The sequence below is a fragment of the Gilliamella sp. X-60 genome, from assembly GCF_057063585.1.
The window spans coordinates 1-19,008 of sequence record NZ_JBXSQJ010000019.1 but is presented as its reverse complement, the minus strand read 5'-3'; the positions used below and the strand labels follow the sequence as shown (position 1 = coordinate 19,008).

Genomic DNA, 19,008 nt, shown 5'->3' with positions numbered 1-19,008 from the left:
CACGAAAATGAGTCAAAATGTTTATCAGTTTATCGATTTACAACGTGTTGATCCGCCTAAAAAATCGTTAAACATCCGCAAAATTGAATTTGTTGAAATTTATGAGGGCTTTTCTGCTTCGCAATCACAAGCACAAGCCGATCGTTGTCTGGCTTGTGGTAACCCTTATTGTGAATGGCGCTGCCCTGTACATAACTATATTCCCAATTGGTTAAAACTGGTTAATGAAGGTAAAATTCTAGAAGCGGTAGAACTCTCGCACCAAACCAACAGCCTGCCCGAAGTTTGTGGTCGAGTCTGTCCACAAGATCGTCTTTGTGAAGGCTCTTGCACTTTAAATGCCGAATTTGGTGCGGTTACCATTGGAAATATTGAACGTTATATTACTGATGAAGCCTTTAAAATGGGGTGGAAACCCAACCTATCGAATGTCGAACAAACAGGGTTAAAAGTCGCTATTATTGGTGCAGGCCCAGCAGGCCTTGCATGTGCTGATGTCTTAGTGCGCAATGGTGTAACACCTGTGGTGTTTGATCGCCACCCTGAAATTGGCGGATTACTGACATTTGGTATCCCCGCTTTCAAATTGGACAAAGAAGTACTCATTAACCGACGTCGCATTTTTACCGAAATGGGTATTGAATTCAGGCTAAATACTGAAGTAGGCAAAACCGTTCAATTAGCTGACATAATCAATGAATTTGATGCCGTATTTGTTGGTGCAGGTACTTATCAATCAATGCGAGCAGAGCTTGAGAACGAAGATGCTAATGGTGTTTACGATGCACTGCCATTTTTAATTGCCAATACCAAGCACCTCATGCAACATCAACAAACCCAAGATACGCCTTACATTGACATGAAAAATAAACGTGTGGTTGTGCTTGGTGGTGGTGATACTGCAATGGACTGTGTACGAACCTCGATTCGTCAAGGCGCTACCGAAGTCACTTGTGCTTATCGCAGGGACGAAGCCAATATGCCAGGCTCAAAGCGAGAAGTAAAAAACGCCAAAGAAGAAGGCGCACAGTTTCAATTTAATGTACAACCACTAAGCATTGAAATTAACAGCACTGGGCAAGTGACAGGCGTAAAAATGGTCCGAACAGAGCTTGGAGAACCCGATGCAAAAGGTCGACGTTCACCAGTCATGATTGAAGGTTCAGAATTTGTCCTACCTGCCGATGCTGTCGTGATGGCATTTGGGTTTAAACCACATGCTATGCCTTGGTTGGAAGAACAAGGTGTTGATTTTGATGCGCAAGGTCGAATCATTGCTCCAGAAGCTAATGGTTACCAAACTAGTAATGCTAAAATCTTTGCCGGTGGCGATGCTGTTCGGGGATCAGATTTAGTGGTAACGGCGATTAGTGAAGGGCGCAAAGCGGCAGAAGGCATCTTAGATTACTTAGAAGTTTAACTATTATTTTAAATTAAAAAATAAACCCGCTTTAAATAAGCGGGTTTATTTATTGTATTATTATGTAGGTATTCCATAATAGTTGTTATTTTTATTAAAAACACTTCATCTATGTAATTGATCTTATTTATTTTATTTTGTGACTTTAAAAAATAAAGCATTTATATGATAGTTTCTGTTTTTTAGTTTAGATGTTTTAGAGTTTTTTGGGGCTAGTGTGATTTTGAAATTTTTGTCAAAAAGTTTCAGGTAACTAGATGTTTGAGTATAAAAATTAGTTTTATTTTATTTCGAGAAATGATATTTTCGGTTTTTGGGGAATCCATCGAATGTACTGCGGTAAATGGATTTCAGGTTTTATTTGGTTATTTACTTTAGGTTTGTTCGGTATTGGATGGATTCTAGACATTTTTCTAACTAGCGGTATGGTTGATTATGCTAATTGCATCTATAAAAGTAAATATAATCAGCAGTCACCAAATAATATCTCAATTCAAATTAACAATGCTCATCACGCTCAACCGTCAACTCATGCTATAGACGAAAAGAGTGCATAATGCGCAGAAAATACCTCTGTGTTTTCATTTTATTATAAAAATAATCCACTAAAGCTCATAAAGCGTTATCAAAAATTGCTTTGTGGGAATCTGTGACGGTTATTTTTTCTTTATGATATCATCGCTCTATCTCTTGTCTTTGATAAAACGTTAATTTTTTTTATCTATCCATGACAATCATAGCTCAAATTCAGTAAACAGCACTAATATTTCATGCAAATTATTTACTATCTTAATAAGCTCACTGAATAATAAGGGGCTTCATTAAGATTATGTGTGAATAACGAATCAGATCTCACCGAGACATTTTTTGCAAAATGGATAAAATTATCCAATGTAATCATAGATTCCATTCTTCCCAGCCCCTTTATCAATAGAGTATATTGAACAATTTAATCGTACCAAAATAAAGTAGTATATTTATATCTTTTTAACAACCACGAGTAAGCAAGAATGGAAACCGAAGAATCGTTGACGATTTATAGCACGGCAAGCCCCACTAAGCATATAAATAATATGGTCCCCAATTGAATATAAAACTAAAACACGCAACGTAATTTGCGATGTGGTTTTTGTACTAACGATGGTGAGATGCTTACATATATAGACAAACTAACTTGCCTATATATTTTTCTTTCCTTATCAATTAATTTTTTTGAAAATTATTAAAATTATGATCTATATTTTTGTTAAATCAATCACTTTTTTAAAACGATAAAAAACAATTGAACCAAGTACAACACTTGATGCCGCAATAAAAATATCAATTAAAATAGCGTAACTGACGTTAAGCATCGCCAATTTGGGCACTATTCGCGGAATGACAACAAACGATAGTCCACTAAATGTATACATACAACCAACTGCAAGACCTTTACGAGTTGGGAACAGTTGTTGCATTACAACCAAAGTCAACTGTAACACGCCACCTGCAGCAGTTAATCCTACGCCAATTGCGGCAATGACACACATGACGGGTGAAATATTGAAATAAAACACAATTAATACTAAGGCAGACAAAGCAGGCAGAATAATAATACAAAATATTGGTTTTAAGAAACGTTTAACCACAAATGCTGTAACAAATACCGAAATAATGGATGCGGTACTATAATAGCTGATCAGTTGTTTTGCATCGATATAGCTCATATTAACACCTTTAATAGCGATAGTTGGCAACCATTGTAAAATAATGACAAATGTTGCTGTTGTAGTAAATCCCATGATAATCAGTAAAATACCTTCAAATTCAAATCGAGGATTACCTGTAAAATAGTTTACTGAACCTTCACAACCTTTAATTGTCGTATCTTTATGTGGGAATTGTTGAGGTAATAATAATAAACTGTTAATGATTAAATAAGCAGTAAAACCGAGAAACGCCCAACCATACCATATTTTGTTGGTATCAAAAAAAGTAACAATAAAAGGTAGAACTAGCGTTCCGATGGAAATAAAAGCTTTTATAAGGACACTCGCAGAGCTCGCAGATCCAGGAAAGCATTCAGTTAAGGCAGGCATAGAACCTGTATCTAAAAAAGAATTACCCGCTCCCACGGCAATCGCTAAACAAAAAGCTATATGAATGTTGGTACAAAAAATTATCCCTATAAAAAAAATGGCGTAACAAATCATACCTAGATAAATAAATAACTTTCTACCAAATTTATCTGATAGCACCCCACCAACGAACATTAAAAAGATTTTGCCAATTCCTATGCCTGATGCAACATAACCAAGCCCAACTATATCAGTATTTAGTTGCTTTGAAAGCGCTTGAGAAAATTGCATAATCACAATTAGCGCAATACTTTGAATAATATAATTTGCATAAATAGATCCAACAATTCCATAAGAATTGATCTTTTGATTTTCCATTTGTCATACTCCATATGTAAAACATAAAACTTTAGTTCTATTCAATATATATGTATCAATATTAAGCGGAAAAAGTAAGTTTAGATTTGTTACCTGACTTTTATCTTTTTTATTCCTAAAAAATAGTAAAAATCTGACAGAAAATTAAAATTATATAGAATTTTTATTAAATTTTATTGTTGTCTATACCAATAAAAATACCACTTTTTAAGTGGTATCTGATAAAAAACTTAATTTCAATCTTCAAGCATTTCGAGCATTTTAGCTAGGATCAAGCTTTCATCTTGATCAACATTCACCACATAGTGAGCAGCATCATGATATAAAGGTAGTCTTTCAGCTAATACCTTATCTATTTCATCAGCAATAGATAAGCCCGTTAACGAGGGTCTTTGAGCAACATTCGGATCTTTCATTAAACGAGCAGCTAGCGTTGCCGCTGGCGCAGATAAAAAGATAACCGTGCCATTTTGTTTCATAAAATCGCGGTTATGCTCAGCTAATACCATGCCTCCACCAGTGGCAATGACACGATTGGGTTTAGTTGTATCAACAAGCACTTGGCTTTCTCTTGCTCTAAATCCTTCCCAACCTTCTTGTTCAACAATTTCAGCCACTGTTTTTTGAGTAGTTTCAAACAAATGGCTATCGGTATCAATAAAAGAAAACGATAGCTTATTTGCTAACATTTTTCCCATTGTTGTTTTACCTGCTGCCCTTGCACCAACTAAAAAAATTGTTTTATTCATATCGGGTTCTATTTTTTTCAGATTTACAGAATATATTAACCATGCTAGTGATTCACTCTTATTTTTGCAATATATTTTTTACATATTATAGAAATAATAAAAAATTTTTATCTTTTAAATAATTAAATTAAATTCCGATAAGATTTTTTGTAAATAATTATTTACTAAGGTTATAAAAAAGCCTTTTAGGCTCCAAAAGTCATCTTGATAAAGTCAATTAACATAGTTTTTCTAAACCACGAAAATAGAGCTCTGTGGCGATTGATTGATGTAACCGCCATTGCACCACGTCTAGATCAGAATTCACTTTTTTAAATTCTTCATATGTCATAAAGTAGCGTATTGTATTACTGCCAACACGATCATTGATACTATTGATAATAATATTAATTTTATCATTGCGAAGCTTTTTCAGCTTTTGCATTGTTATTTCAACAAACTCAGGCACGGGTATAGTACCGCTCTCCCAATCATGCCATGTTTTAGCATCAGTTTTACCAATATATTGGCTAGCTTCTGATACTTTTAGCATCAGAAAACGACGATAAGCTTGCAATTCTAAGTTTGTCATAAATACTCCTTTTAATAATATGACTTATTTTAAAAGTAACTATCTAATTTTATTTAACATACATCTCATTCACTTTAATGAAATGTATGTTCTATTTTCAATTTTTATTTTTCAGCTAAAGTATCTATTACAGCTTGTTTTGCCCTATCGGAAAGATCTTTTCCTGTCCAAATTTTAAATTGTGCATTTGCTTGCCCTATAAACATTTCACGCCCTGAAATAGATTCCCAGCCAGCTTTTTCAGCCTCTTGTCTAAATCGTGTATTATATGGTGTATAAACAATATCATAAGCTAATCCCTTCCCTTTAAACCAAGCTTGTTCATAAGGTGTCTGATCTTCAAACTTGCCTTGCATACCCAAGGGGGTAGAGTTAATAATAATTTGCGCTTCAACTTGACTACGTTCTTCCCAAGCAACTATTTTAAGATTAAATTCTTTAGCTAATGCTTTGGGTAAGTCACTCGCTATGTCGGTCACGGTAATATCGGTATAACCAAGATCCTGTAATCCGACAACCGCAGCACGTGCCGCACCGCCAGCTCCTAGTAATAAAACTTTTTTATATTCAGCTGGTAATTTCTTCTGTTCAAGAGGTTGCATAAAACCAACAATATCGGTGTTGTCACCACAAAGCTTATCACCCTCCCAATAGACTAAATTAGCAGCACCGGCTTTTTTTACATGCTCAGTCACTTTATCTAAATAGGGAATAATCGTTTGCTTATGCGGAATTGTGACACACAATCCTCGAATGTTTAATAATCTTACAGATTTGAATAAGGTTGAAATATCTTCTGGTGGCGTAGCAAAAGGAACTAAAACTGAGGGAATACCGTAATCCTGAAATGATGTAGTATGAATAAGAGGGCTCATACTATGTCCTAAAGGATAACCGATAATACCGTATATACTATATGGCGTGAACGGGTTCATACAATCTCCTTGAAAGTTAGAAAATTAGACCTAATAGATAAAATCTATAATCAATAGTATTAAAACATATTTATTATAAAATTAAACAGTTTTTGTATTTAACTAAGATAACGCTAACTATAGAATAATAGTTTTATAGCAATAATGGTTATCTATTTGTTAATATTCATTTAGGTAATGTGCCTATTTTTACACCAAAATAAGATAATGCTTGAGAAATTGCGTATAACAGCGTATACTTCGCTACCTCATTATTATGGGTGTAGTGTGAGAGGTTAGACTGCTTCTCAGATAGAACTGCAGCAAACTAAAAGCCTGACGAGGTTAATTCCATTAACATATTACGCCCAAGGCTTAAGCATTGAAATTTCGGAGAATTATTGACATGTCACGAGTATGCCAAGTAACAGGAAAAGGTCCTTTAGTAGGAAATAATCGTTCTCATGCGATGAATGCTACTAAACGTCGTTTTCTACCAAATCTTCAAACTCACCGTTTCTGGATTGAGAGTGAAAAACGTTTTGTAAAATTGCGTGTATCTGCTAAAGGTATGCGTACTATCGATAAAAAGGGTATTGATGCGGTTTTAGCTGAACTTCGTGCCCGTGGTGAAAAGTACTAATAAGGAAACAATATCATGGCAAAAGGTGTACGCGAAAAAATTAGATTAGTTTCTTCTGCTGGTACAGGTCATTTTTATACCACTAGCAAAAATAAGAGAACTATGCCTGAAAAAATGGAGATCAAAAAATACGATCCTGTTGTTCGTCAGCATGTTATTTATAAAGAAGCTAAAATTAAATAGTTTTAGACAAATTAATAAAAAACCCAGCCTATGCTGGGTTTTTTTATACCTTTTTAGCACAAACATACCCGCATATTTTGTTAATTGATATCGCTCTAGTGAGTGCACTAAGCAATAAAAAAGCTCCAGTTTTTAACCTGAAGCTTGCTAAAAGACGGCAGTAGTTTTATTTCAAATATTGCTGTTCATAAGCTCTTGCTTTTTTATCGTCAAAAGCATGTTCCCAACGCGCAATAACAATCGCTGCTAATGCATTACCTACCACATTAACGACCGTTCTGCCCATATCTAAAATACGTTCAACCCCCATAATATAACCAATCCCTTCAAGAGGAATACCTACACTACCAAGCGTTGCTGATAAAACAAGAATTGAAGCGCCTGGTACACCAGCAATTCCTTTTGATGCTATCATCAAAGTGATGACAATAATAATCTGATCTAAAATAGTTAAATCTATCTGGAATAACTGTGCTAAAAAGATTACCGTAATACTTTGATAAAGTGTTGAACCATCAAGATTAAATGAATAACCTGTCGGAATAACAAAGCTCGTTATCGATTTTGGAGCACCATAAGCTTCCATCTTTTCAATGATTTTAGGTAATGCTGTTTCTGAACTTGCGGTCGAAAATGCAATAACCAATTCTTCTTTTAATATTTTCAATAATGTAAAAATATTAAATTGGCAAAGTTTACAAACAAGTCCTAAGACCACTAATGTAAAAACAATCATTGCTGAATAGACGGTTAAAATTAATTTAAGTAAAGGAAGTAGAGATGCAAATCCATATTTGGCCACCGTTACAGTAATTAGTGCAAATACCCCCACAGGCGCATAACGCATGATCATATTAGTGACTTTAAACATAGTGTCAGACACTACTTTTAAGAAGAATACAAATGGTTCGCGTTGTTTATCTGGTAAAGACATTAAGCCTAAACCAAAAAAGACACAGAAGAAAATGACAGGTAAAACAGCACCATCAGTCATAGCTTTAAAGATATTGGCAGGAATCATATCAAGAATCATGACAATTAAACCATGAGGCTTTCCACTTAATTCTTCAGCGGCTTGGGTATACTTACTAATATCTGCCGTTGCTAGTGTGGAGGAATCAATCCCTGCGCCTGGTGCAAAAATATTACCCCAAAAAAGACCTAATAAAATAGCAATCGTTGTAATAATTTCAAAATAGAGAATTGTTTTAAAACCTAATGTCCCTAATCGTTTAGAACCACCAATACCTGCAATACCTAGCGTTAATGTGCTCAGTATAATTGGCAGCACAATCATTTTAATTAATCGAATAAAGATATCGCCTGCAGGTTGAAATATATTCACTATTGAAAATTGGTAATATGAATGTAATGGATGACTTGGAACTGAAAGTTCAAATAAATAAGCGCCTACTGCAACCCCTAACATCAAAGCTATCAAAATTTGCCATGCAAGATTTGTTAAGATTTTTTTTATAGAAAATGACATCAAATACTATTCCTTTTCGAGATTATTCTAAATAAAAAAGGATTAGCTATACTTAACTAATCCTTTTAAATAATTAAAAATTATTCTTCAGATTCATGTTCTGAATCACTCCGTTCTTCACTTAGTGACAATAATTCAGATTCACCATCTTCATCTTCTGTTTCGGCAATTCGCTGTAATCCCACAACTTTTTCGCTTTCGGCAGTTCGAATAAGCATAACACCTTGAGTATTTCGACCAACAACACTCACTTCTGAAACACGAGTACGAACTAATGTACCCGCATCCGTAATTAACATAATTTGATCAGTCTCATCAACTTGTACAGCGCCAACAACTGAGCCATTTCGCTCACTAACCTTAATAGATATAACGCCTTTCGTTGCCCTTGATTTTGTCGGGTATAGCTCTTGTTGTGTACGTTTACCATAACCATTTTGAGTTGCAGTTAGAATTGCACCATTACCTCGAGGTACAATTAATGAAACCACTTTATCATCACTATCAAGTTTTATACCTCGAACACCTGCGGCAGTTCGCCCCATACAACGAACTTTATTAGCTGGGAATCGAACAACTTTACCATTGGCAGAAAACAGCATAATATCCTCTGTATTAGAGCTCTCGGCGACTTCATTATCCTCATCTTCACCTTCATCAATAGTGGCATCATCATTCAGATCTTCATCATCACTAGCAGCTAAATGGCCGTTGTTAGTTAAATCCACACCGATTAATTCATCATCATCACGTAGATTAATCGCAATAATACCGCCGCTACGAGGCCGGCTGAATTCAATTAAAGACGTTTTCTTAACGGTACCTTGCGCTGTTGCCATAAATACGCAATGTTCATCATCAAATTCTCGAACAGGTAGAATCGCAGTAATACGCTCACCCGCCTCAAGCGGTAATAAATTGATAATTGGACGCCCACGTGATCCACGGCTGGCTTCAGGTAACTGATAGACTTTCATCCAATATAAACGACCACGGCTTGAGAAGCAAAGAATCGTATCATGGGTATTTGCTACCAATAATTTTTCGACAAAGTCTTCTTCTTTAATTTTAGTTGCAGATTTACCTTTACCACCACGACGTTGAGCTTCATAATCAGAAAGCGGTTGATATTTTACATAACCTTGATGGGAAAGTGTGACAACGACATCTTCTTGCGCAATAAGGTCTTCAATATTAATATCTGCACTACTTGCAGTAATTTCAGTTTTTCTCGCATCTTGGAACTGATCTCGAACAGCTTCAAGCTCTTCACGAATCACCTCCATTAATCTTTCTGAACTAGCCAAGATATGTAATAATTCACCAATTTGCACAAGTAATTCTTTATATTCATCAAGAATTTTTTCGTGCTCAAGTCCTGTCAGTCGATGTAAGCGAAGATCTAAAATGGCTTGAGCTTGAGCTTCAGATAAATAATAGTGCCCCTCACGAATGCCAAATTCTGGCGCTAAATCTTCTGGACGAGCCGCATCATTACCAGATTTTTCTAGCATAGCTGCAACATGACCTAGCTGCCAAGCTTGCGCTAATAATTTTGTTTTAGCTTCACTAGGCGTTGATGTAGAACGAATTAATTCTATAACTGGATCGATATTAGCAAGCGCTATCGCCAAACCTTCTAATACATGAGCACGTTCACGTGCTTTACGTAATTCATATATGGTTCGGCGAGTGACTACTTCACGGCGGTGAAGTACAAAGGCTTCAATCATTTCACGTAAGTTTAATAGTTTCGGTTGACCTTTATGTAACGCCACCATATTGATGCCAAATGAAACTTGTAATTGCGTCAATGAGAAAAGGTTATTTAATACAACTTCACCGACAGCATCTCGTTTGATTTCGATAACAATACGCATACCATCTTTATCTGACTCATCGCGTAATGCCGAAATCCCTTCTACTTTCTTATCTTTGACTAATTCTGCAATCTTCTCGATTAATTTTTTCTTATTAACTTGATATGGAATTTCGTTAACAATGATAGTTTCTCGTCCAGAATGGTCATCAACTTCTATTGTGGCTTTAGAACGAATATAGATAATACCACGACCAGTACGATAAGCATTTTCAATACCTTTACGCCCATTAATGAGCGCTGCGGTCGGGAAGTCTGGACCATGGATATGTTCCATTAAACCATCAATTGAAATATTTTCATCTTCAATAAAAGCAAGACAGCCATTAATGACTTCAGCAAGATTATGAGGTGGGATATTCGTTGCCATACCAACCGCAATCCCTGAAGAGCCGTTAATTAATAAATTTGGAATACGAGTCGGTAATACATCGGGGATCATTTCTGATCCATCATAGTTAGGTGAAAAATCAACTGTTTCCTTATCAAGATCAGTCAATAACGCTCCAGCAAATTTTTGCATCCGAATTTCGGTATAACGCATTGCTGCAGCTGAATCACCATCAACAGAACCAAAATTTCCTTGACCATCAACCAACATATAGCGCAATGAAAATGGTTGAGCCATACGCACAATTGTGTCATAAACAGCAGAATCACCATGTGGGTGGTATTTACCGATAACATCCCCAACAACACGAGCAGATTTTCGATAAGGTTTATTCCAATCATATCCCGCTTCATGCATAGCAAATAAAACACGTCTGTGAACAGGTTTTAACCCATCACGCACATCAGGTAAAGCACGCCCAACAATAACAGACATTGCATAATCAAGATAAGAGGATTTTAATTCATCTTCAATATTAACGGGAGTTATTTCTTTGGCTAATTCGGTCATAACACCATGTTCTCTTATTAATTTAAGTCTTCAAAATAGTTGATAATTATAGCATAAAATCACTATGAATGCAGAACTAAACTATTTTTATTTCAACTTATTCGCTATGAATAAACAACGTATTTTCAATTAATTGACATAAGCAATTTAAAATCATGGCATGCATTTCGTAAGCCATCACTTTTTTATAAGATGGAACCCTTATTTCAATATCATTTTGCCCAAGTAAACCAATAACTTCACCGCCATCAAAAGCGGTTAATGCAACGATTTTCATATCCTTAATTACCGCTTCTTGAACCGCGCGAATGATGGCTCGACTATTGCCTTGGCAAGTTGCTATGATTAAAACATCACTTTGCTGACCTAATGCTTGAATTTGGCGGGCATAAATTTCCTCATGATTAGCTATAGCACTTAATAAAACATTGTCTGAGACTAAAGCTATTGCTGGAATACTTGGTCTTTCGATATTAATACTGGTAATTAAACGTGAAGTAAAACTTTGTACATTAGCAGCGGATGAACCATTACCACAACTCATAATCTTGTTGCCGTTAAGTAAACTCTCAACAATAATATTTGCTGCCTTTTCAATAGAATAACCAAGCGATTCAGCCATAACAATTTGAGTTTGAATACTTTCAGTAAAATAATTTTTAATTAAATCTTGCACACTTTTTCACCTAAAATTAAAATGCATTAATAATCCACTTTTTGCTTTTACCAGTAATAGCAAAAACATCAAATCTAAACTCTGTGTCCTCAATATTTAAATTTTGCTCTATCATCCATAGTTGGGCCGCCTTCTTGATTTTATTTTGTTTATTTAATGTCACGGTCATTTCAGCATCACCAAAATTTGCATTTTTTCGATAACGTACTTCAATAAAAACAAGACATTTATTGTCTAACATAATTAAATCGAGTTCACCAAAGCGAAATTGGATATTATGAGCAAGAAGTATAAGCCCCTGCTTAAGTAGATATTGGCGAGCAATATTTTCATAACACTCACCAATTTGTTTTTTACTGGCTCTTTGAATCTGATTTAGCATCGCCATAAATATATTGCTGCCAAGAGAGTGAGCGAGTTACTTCACATTGATCGCTTGTGGATAGTTTACCTGTCATACCATCTAAAAAATTAAGTTGATAGGAATTAAGCTGATTAAAACGATTTGCAAGTCTCCATGCATCAACGCCCATTGCATATAGACGCATTAATGAATAATCTTTCTGAACATTGCTTGGTATATTTGTATTATCCTTTTGATTCATAACCATAGGAATTTCTGCATATTCAGTTTTATTCATATCATAATTAAAATCATTAGAGGCGTTAGCTACATGACTTTTTGAACTTGAATAAAGCATGACAGCAGATGAATTACCAATTGTCTTATTCGCTCCCATATCAAGCATGGGTTTTATCAATGTCAATTCATCATATGAAGAATAAACATAAATAGCATCAAAGCCAGCGGATGACATTCCCTCTGTTGGTGTCTCATCAATCGAGATAGGACTACCTGCAAGGTTAATACCTATATTATGATTCATGTTGGCACTTAGTGTTGTAGTATTGCCAAAATATTGCACGTAAGCCTGTGAAGCATTTGCCGACAATTGTGACCACTGTGTAGCAAAACTTTGTGCAACACGTCGCCCCAAATCACTTTGGGGTACTAATAATAATGGTTTAACTTTATTTTGAGAATAAATATGGTCTGCTGCATCTTTTGCTTCATCTTCAGGCGATAACGCAAAAAAACACATTTTATTAGCTGAAGTGGTCGTATTATCAACTTTGTTCAAGGCTAACACAGGAATAGCGGGTGCTAGTTCTTTTATTCTAGTAACTTCATTTTTTAATAAAGGTCCTACAATTAATTCCACATTCTGTTCCTGTGCTCGCTGGATTAAAGTATCCATAGGTGCACTAGTTGTATCAAGTACAATCACATTTTGTTGCGGTTCTTGTGGAAAAAACTTTGAGGCACTGATGTAGCCTTGACGAATAGTTTCACCAAATATATGTGAAGAACCATTTAATGGTAACAATAAAGCAACCTTTTTTGCATTAGCATCAGCAGAAAGTGTTTGTTCACCGGTCAATATCGAAATAATCTCTTTAGCTGGGTGATCTGGATATTGTGTAGCCCAGTTGTTGACAGCTTTTTTTAATAACTGTTTTTGATTTTCAGATTTTGCTGCAATTGTGTCTGGAGTATCATCATCTTGCGAAACAATTGCTTTGCTATTATTTTGATAAGTATAAGCTAAGTCAACCCAGCCTTGTAATATTGCTTCATTTTCACCAACTAAAACTTTACTGATTTTATCAGATTTTAACTTACGGAAAAAATTCCATGTATTATTTAATAATTGCCTTTTTTCGGCTTCTGTCACATATTTTTCTAATTGAAGATAATCATGAGCTTGAGCATTAATATCTTTACTATTTATATCCAAACCTAATTTAATCGTATAATAACGATATAGCTGTGAGTTATTCAAATCTGAAATAGCAAATTTATTAAGGTCAAATGATTGTCTTTTTTTTACCGCAATTTCACCTTCTGACAATAATTTTTCTTTTTGCTGTTCACTATTGAGATTAAGAGGTAAACTTGATAATAACGCATTTGCTTGCGAAAATTTATTTTCTTTTATTAAAGCGCGAACAGCTAATAATTGCCAATTAACTTTAATTGAACCAGAACTATTATCTGCTTGTAATAGATAATAATTAGAATTTTGTTTATTATCAAAGTTAAGTGATTCCTTTGACGTTTCAAAAGTACATCCTACCAAAAATGCAAATATCGGCATTATTAACATAGCATAAAAGGAGTGTTTTAAATTCATAGCCATTCTCTTGTAAGTTATTATCCCCAAATTCGTTGCACATGAACGGTCACTTCTTCTCGATCATGATAAAGCTGTTTAGCCTGAATTTGTACATTAATTTTTTTATTATTTAATTCGTCGTTTAGTAATTGTAAACTTTGTTTTACTTCTTCATAACGTTTTTTCATTGGTAATTTCAGATTAAAAATAGTCTCTCTACACCAACCATTAATTAGCCACTTGGCTATTAAATCTGTTACTTTAGCCGGTTTTTCAACCATATCACAAACCAACCAGTAAATATTATTCTTTTTAGGTGCAAATTTGAAGCCATCTTCACGATAATGTTTAACTTGTCCTGTTTCCATCAGTTTCTCATTCATCGGTCCATTATCAATGGCATAAACCATCATGCTTCTTTTTACTAGCTGATAAGTCCAACCTCCAGGACAAGCGCCCAAGTCAACCGCATTCAAACCACCTTTTAATCGTTCATCCCATTCTTCATAAGGAATAAAAATATGAAAGGCTTCTTCTAATTTTAACGTAGAACGGCTTGGTGCATCGGTTGGAAATTTTAGCCTTGGAATCCCCATATAAAAAGGTGAATTATTTTGACTCAGCGAATAACCGACATAACAACTATTACTATTGATAAAAAATAAGTGAATAACGGGTCTTGATGGATTTGCAACTTTTAATAAAATACGTCTAGTTCGTAATGCCTGACGAAGAGGAACTGTAAATTTACGACAAAAACTGGAAAGTGCCTTGCCATCATTAGTATCAGCGACCTCTACACGCAGATCCCCAGCTTTATCTATAGTGCCAGATAATGCATCAATAATGGGAGAGATACGATCATTATTCGGCAAATCTGTTAATAAATCACCCGATACAAACATTTGTCTGGCAAAAATTAATGTACGAAAAGCCAAATCTTTTATTAATAATTGTGCATCTCCATCTTGATAGCATTCAAAAACAACATAACCACTGTTTTCTTTAACTTTAGCAAAGCCATATATTTCTCTTTGCACGGCTCTATCTGTGATTTCAGCAGCACATTCTTTTTCAAACCCACAACGACAATATAAAACGATCTTATTTAATTTTTGCATAATTGTATATTAAATTTATTAAACCACCATAATAAGCAACAATCACATCAATCAGATTGAACATTATCGGTATATAAAGGTGCTTCCCCTTTTGGCCGAGTTTTAAATCGTCGATGTAACCACATATATTGTTCAGGTGCTTTTAAAATTTCTTGTTCAATAGCTTTGTTCATAAAAGTAGCAGCATGTACATCATCATCTATTGGATAGCCTTTAAGCTCGGAAGTCACATAAACTGTGTAATGTCCATTTTTTTCACGCTTAGGTGTAAATGGGATAATAGCAGGCTGACCTAATTTAACTAATATGCGTGTACCAACGGTTGTTGCGGCTTTTTCTACTGAAAATAGAGGTGCAAATACACTATTTTTAGGGCCATAATCATGATCCGGTGCATACCAAAGCAATTCACCATTTTTTAGTGCTCGGATCATACCCTTTGTATTATGACGGTCTAACATATATTTGTTTGACTTAAGTCGACCTTTAAGCTGAACATAATCCATTACGGGATTATCGTTTGGTCGATAAACACCCACACCTGGATGGCTCATCCCTAAAATACGTGCACCTAACTCTAATGTTAAAAAATGAATACCTATGAGCAGAACGCCTTGACCTGATTGTTGTACCTTTTTAATATGGCAGTCGCCAACAATAGAAACGCGCTTGGCAAGCCGTTTATCTGACCAAAACCAAGCCATACCTGTCTCAAAAATAGCCAAACCGGTCGAGATAAAATTTTCACGTAACATCTGGTCACGTTCTTGTTGTGTTTTTTCAGGAAAACAAAGTTTAAGGTTTTGGCTCGCCGTTTCTTTTCGTTTGCCAATTAATTTCATTGAAAGTAAACCTAATCCTTTCCCCAATTGATAAATAATTGGGTATGGCAACAGTAGAATTAAATACAAAATACCGATACCAAACCATGTTAACCAATAACGAGGGTGCAGTAAGCATTTAGTAAAAATAGGACGAATTTCTTGATTTTGACTCATATTAAGATCAAGTTATTGTTAATAATAAAGTTGATTATTATATACCATATCCTGATTTTAGGGGCAGAAAAATCAACAGGGTTAACTAACAACTTTATATCATCATTCAGTAACAAAAGTTAGAATCGATTTATATTTAAAATAGCAGATCATAGCGAATAATGAGAATTACTCATTATGATTGGTTCTTAGAACTTCCTTATTTTATACTAAAACACATATTTTCCTGAAAGTTTTTCACAAAAGATCAAACCGCAACAGGGGCTTTGATTGCAGGATGCGGATCATAACCAACAATTTCAAAATCTTCAAATACATAATCAAAAATTGTTGAAGGTTTACGCTTAATTACTAACTTGGGTAATTTTCTTGGTTCACGGCTTAATTGTAAATGGGTTTGTTCCATATGATTGGAATAAATATGTGTATCTCCACCAGTCCACACGAATTCACCTACTTGTAATTCACATTGCTGTGCAATCATGTGAAGTAATAACGAATAACTGGCAATATTAAATGGTAGTCCTAAAAATACATCACAAGAACGTTGATAAAGTTGGCAAGAAAGTTTGCCATTTGCAACATAAAATTGGAAAAGAGCATGGCATGGTGCTAATGCCATTTGATCTAATTCTCCAACGTTCCAAGCAGAAACAATCATACGTCTAGAATTAGGATCATTTTTAATTTGCTCAATTAATTGCGAAATCTGATCTATTTGACGACCATCCGAAGCCTCCCATGCCCGCCACTGTTTTCCATAAACAGGACCAAGCTCACCATCTTCATCAGCCCACTCATCCCAAATGGTAACCTTATTATCTTGTAAATACTTAATATTCGTATCACCCTTCAAAAACCAAAGCAACTCATGAATAATCGAACGTAAATGACATTTTTTAGTTGTAACAAGAGGAAAACCATCTTGCAAATTAAAGCGCATTTGATGCCCAAAAACAGATAGTGTACCAATACCCGTTCGATCTGACTTAGGGGTGCCTTCAGCTAAAATTTTTTGCATTAATGCTAAATATTGTTTCATCTTGTTTTTGCCTTCTTATGAAATCTATATGTATATAACAGTATCAAAATTCCCCCAATAATCATTGGTAGACATAAAATTTGTCCCATACTGATAATATTTAAAAATAAACCGAGTTGTTCATCTGGTTGTCGAAAGAATTCTATAACAAATCTAAATAAGCCATAGCAAAGTAAAAATACTCCAGAAACTGCCCCCGTTGGCCTTGGTTTTCGGATAAAAATATTTAAGATAATAAATAGTACAATACCTTCAAACATCATTTCATAAAGTTGTGATGGATGCCTTGGTAAAATGCCATTTAATTGAGCGTAAAGTGAAAACCATTCAGGATGAGCCTGAACAAACATAAAATCGGCATGTGATGAAGTTGGAAATAACATGCCAATAGACGAATTAGTGACTCTTCCCCAAAGTTCTCCATTAATAAAATTACCAAAACGCCCAAACATCAAGCCAATCGGTACAAGAGGAGCAACAAAATCACCTACTTGTAGAAAGGTTTTTTTTGTCTTTTTAGCAAAAATAGCAATAACACAAATAGCACCAATTAAACCACCATGGAAAGACATGCCACCTTCCCAGACTTTAAATAAAATTACAGGATCTTTAATAAAAGTACTAAGGTTATAGAAGAAAACGTAACCTAACCGTCCTCCAATAAAAAGACCTAGAAATCCCCAGAATAATAAATTTTCAACCTGCTGTGAGGTCCATTGACTATTCGGCTTATTTGCTCGACGCTTAGCCAAATAAAGAGCGCTCAGCACACCAAACAAATACATTGCGCCATACCAATGAAGCGATATAGAACCAATGGAGAAAGCTATTGGATCGAAGTTAGGAAATTGTAAATATTGATTCATTTTTTAATACGCTTTTTATTTTTTCGTTTATGAGCAAAGAAATTAAATCGTTTCTTTTTAGGAATATTCGTTATTGGCGCCACTATTTCGGACTGTATAGCAAACACAGGTAAAGAAAATTCTTTCATTGCCTTTCTATAGACATCCCGCTTAAATGCAATAACCTGGCGAATAGGATACCAATAACTGACCCATTTCCAATCATCAAATTCAGGAGTTGAAGACATATTGAGATTAATTGCCGATGCATCAGATATTAATTCTAATAAGAACCACTTTTGCTTTTGTCCGATACAAACTGGTTGATTTTCCCAACGGATCATCCTTTTTGGTAACTTATATCGTAACCAACCATTAGTAACGGACAAAATTTTCACATCTTTTGATAATAAACCAACTTCTTCGTTTAATTCACGAAACATTGCCTGCTCAGGCGTTTCGCTTTGTTTTATTCCGCCCTGAGGAAATTGCCAAGAATTTTGCCCATAACGACGAGCCCAAAGTACTTGACCATACCTGTTACAAATAACTATTCCTACATTTGGACGGTAGCCATCATTATCGATCACTGACTACCTCAAAAAATTTATTCCTATATAACTGAATTGTTTCATACATACAGTAATAAATAAATAAAAAAATAATACAAATAGGATAAATATGCCCTTTAATTGGTTAATCTTTATTCTTTTTAATGTTTATTATCATATCAATTAATATAAATGTTACTACTAACCAAAGATTTTCTAAAAATTCTATCTATAAACTATAAATGATCCTTAATACAGAGTTCAATTATTTCTTTATAAATAAAACTTTAAAAGCAAAAAAGCCCAGCATCACTGCTGGGCTCTCTCTCAAATTTAAAAGTCTGGCGGCCCCCTACTCTCACATGGGTAATACCCACACTACCATCGGCACTACGGCGTTTCACTTCTGAGTTC

General features: G+C 34.8%; 18 protein-coding genes. 4 read left to right on the top strand and 14 right to left on the bottom strand.

What is annotated here, in order from left to right:
• Positions 1 to 7 precede the first annotated feature (7 nt).
• Positions 8 to 1,420, top strand: a complete 1,413-nt coding sequence (locus ACYIAM_RS09920) for an FAD-dependent oxidoreductase (protein ID WP_483748139.1) — start codon at positions 8 to 10, stop codon at positions 1,418 to 1,420.
• Between the two features lie 287 nt (positions 1,421 to 1,707).
• Positions 1,708 to 1,977 (top strand): NINE protein, encoded by a 270-nt coding sequence (locus ACYIAM_RS09915; protein ID WP_483748155.1) that lies wholly within the window; start codon positions 1,708 to 1,710, stop codon positions 1,975 to 1,977.
• 678 nt (positions 1,978 to 2,655) lie between these two features.
• On the opposite strand, the gene ACYIAM_RS09910 is transcribed toward ACYIAM_RS09915, so the two are convergent.
• The 4 genes from ACYIAM_RS09910 to aroE form a co-directional block, all read right to left on the bottom strand.
• The gene (locus ACYIAM_RS09910) at positions 2,656 to 3,855 is read right to left on the bottom strand and encodes an MFS transporter (RefSeq protein WP_483748138.1); all 1,200 of its coding nucleotides are present in this window, start codon (positions 3,853 to 3,855) and stop codon (positions 2,656 to 2,658) included.
• 236 nt (positions 3,856 to 4,091) lie between these two features.
• A complete protein-coding gene (gene aroL, locus ACYIAM_RS09905; RefSeq protein WP_483748137.1) occupies positions 4,092 to 4,604 on the bottom strand; it encodes a shikimate kinase AroL in 513 nt (170 codons plus the stop codon).
• Positions 4,605 to 4,821: 217 nt separating this feature from the next.
• On the bottom strand, positions 4,822 to 5,175 hold the full coding sequence (locus ACYIAM_RS09900) for an Aca2/YdiL-like domain-containing protein (RefSeq protein ID WP_160431985.1): 354 nt from the start codon (positions 5,173 to 5,175) through the stop codon (positions 4,822 to 4,824).
• A 104-nt stretch (positions 5,176 to 5,279) separates the two neighbouring features.
• On the bottom strand, positions 5,280 to 6,110 hold the full coding sequence (aroE, locus tag ACYIAM_RS09895) for a shikimate dehydrogenase (protein ID WP_483748136.1): 831 nt from the start codon (positions 6,108 to 6,110) through the stop codon (positions 5,280 to 5,282).
• A 385-nt stretch (positions 6,111 to 6,495) separates the two neighbouring features.
• Between aroE and rpmB the strand changes: the two genes are divergently transcribed.
• Both rpmB and rpmG read left to right on the top strand, forming a co-directional pair.
• The gene (rpmB, locus tag ACYIAM_RS09890; protein ID WP_034884345.1) at positions 6,496 to 6,732 is read left to right on the top strand and encodes a 50S ribosomal protein L28; all 237 of its coding nucleotides are present in this window, start codon (positions 6,496 to 6,498) and stop codon (positions 6,730 to 6,732) included.
• Positions 6,733 to 6,747: 15 nt separating this feature from the next.
• Positions 6,748 to 6,915 carry a 50S ribosomal protein L33 gene (gene rpmG / locus ACYIAM_RS09885; RefSeq protein WP_025314526.1) on the top strand — a complete coding sequence of 56 codons (168 nt, stop codon included), beginning with the start codon at positions 6,748 to 6,750 and terminating at the stop codon, positions 6,913 to 6,915.
• Positions 6,916 to 7,081: 166 nt separating this feature from the next.
• On the opposite strand, the gene gltP is transcribed toward rpmG, so the two are convergent.
• The 10 genes from gltP to rppH form a co-directional block, all read right to left on the bottom strand.
• Positions 7,082 to 8,392, bottom strand: coding sequence for a glutamate/aspartate:proton symporter GltP (gene gltP / locus ACYIAM_RS09880; RefSeq protein WP_174797887.1), 1,311 nt, complete (start codon positions 8,390 to 8,392; stop codon positions 7,082 to 7,084).
• Between the two features lie 92 nt (positions 8,393 to 8,484).
• Entirely contained in the window at positions 8,485 to 11,184 is a 2,700-nt protein-coding gene (gene gyrA, locus ACYIAM_RS09875) for a DNA topoisomerase (ATP-hydrolyzing) subunit A (protein ID WP_483748135.1), read from the bottom strand.
• Between the two features lie 97 nt (positions 11,185 to 11,281).
• Positions 11,282 to 11,860 (bottom strand): SIS domain-containing protein, encoded by a 579-nt coding sequence (locus ACYIAM_RS09870; protein WP_160403447.1) that lies wholly within the window; start codon positions 11,858 to 11,860, stop codon positions 11,282 to 11,284.
• 16 nt (positions 11,861 to 11,876) lie between these two features.
• Positions 11,877 to 12,248 carry a YraN family protein gene (locus ACYIAM_RS09865; RefSeq protein ID WP_483748134.1) on the bottom strand — a complete coding sequence of 124 codons (372 nt, stop codon included), beginning with the start codon at positions 12,246 to 12,248 and terminating at the stop codon, positions 11,877 to 11,879.
• Positions 12,214 to 14,055 carry a penicillin-binding protein activator gene (locus tag ACYIAM_RS09860; protein ID WP_174797877.1) on the bottom strand — a complete coding sequence of 614 codons (1,842 nt, stop codon included), beginning with the start codon at positions 14,053 to 14,055 and terminating at the stop codon, positions 12,214 to 12,216. Before ACYIAM_RS09860 ends, ACYIAM_RS09865 begins: the two co-directional genes overlap by 35 nt.
• A gap of 20 nt (positions 14,056 to 14,075) precedes the next feature.
• On the bottom strand, positions 14,076 to 15,158 hold the full coding sequence (rlmM, locus tag ACYIAM_RS09855; protein ID WP_483748133.1) for a 23S rRNA (cytidine(2498)-2'-O)-methyltransferase RlmM: 1,083 nt from the start codon (positions 15,156 to 15,158) through the stop codon (positions 14,076 to 14,078).
• A 47-nt stretch (positions 15,159 to 15,205) separates the two neighbouring features.
• Complete coding sequence (lpxL, locus tag ACYIAM_RS09850) at positions 15,206 to 16,156, bottom strand: LpxL/LpxP family Kdo(2)-lipid IV(A) lauroyl/palmitoleoyl acyltransferase (protein WP_174797879.1); 951 nt, start codon at positions 16,154 to 16,156, stop codon at positions 15,206 to 15,208.
• A gap of 247 nt (positions 16,157 to 16,403) precedes the next feature.
• Complete coding sequence (thyA, locus tag ACYIAM_RS09845) at positions 16,404 to 17,198, bottom strand: thymidylate synthase (protein ID WP_483748132.1); 795 nt, start codon at positions 17,196 to 17,198, stop codon at positions 16,404 to 16,406.
• A complete protein-coding gene (gene lgt / locus ACYIAM_RS09840) occupies positions 17,195 to 18,064 on the bottom strand; it encodes a prolipoprotein diacylglyceryl transferase (RefSeq protein ID WP_483748131.1) in 870 nt (289 codons plus the stop codon). Before lgt ends, thyA begins: the two co-directional genes overlap by 4 nt.
• The gene (gene rppH, locus ACYIAM_RS09835; protein WP_065637706.1) at positions 18,061 to 18,633 is read right to left on the bottom strand and encodes an RNA pyrophosphohydrolase; all 573 of its coding nucleotides are present in this window, start codon (positions 18,631 to 18,633) and stop codon (positions 18,061 to 18,063) included. Before rppH ends, lgt begins: the two co-directional genes overlap by 4 nt.
• Between the last annotated feature and the right edge of the window lie 375 nt (positions 18,634 to 19,008).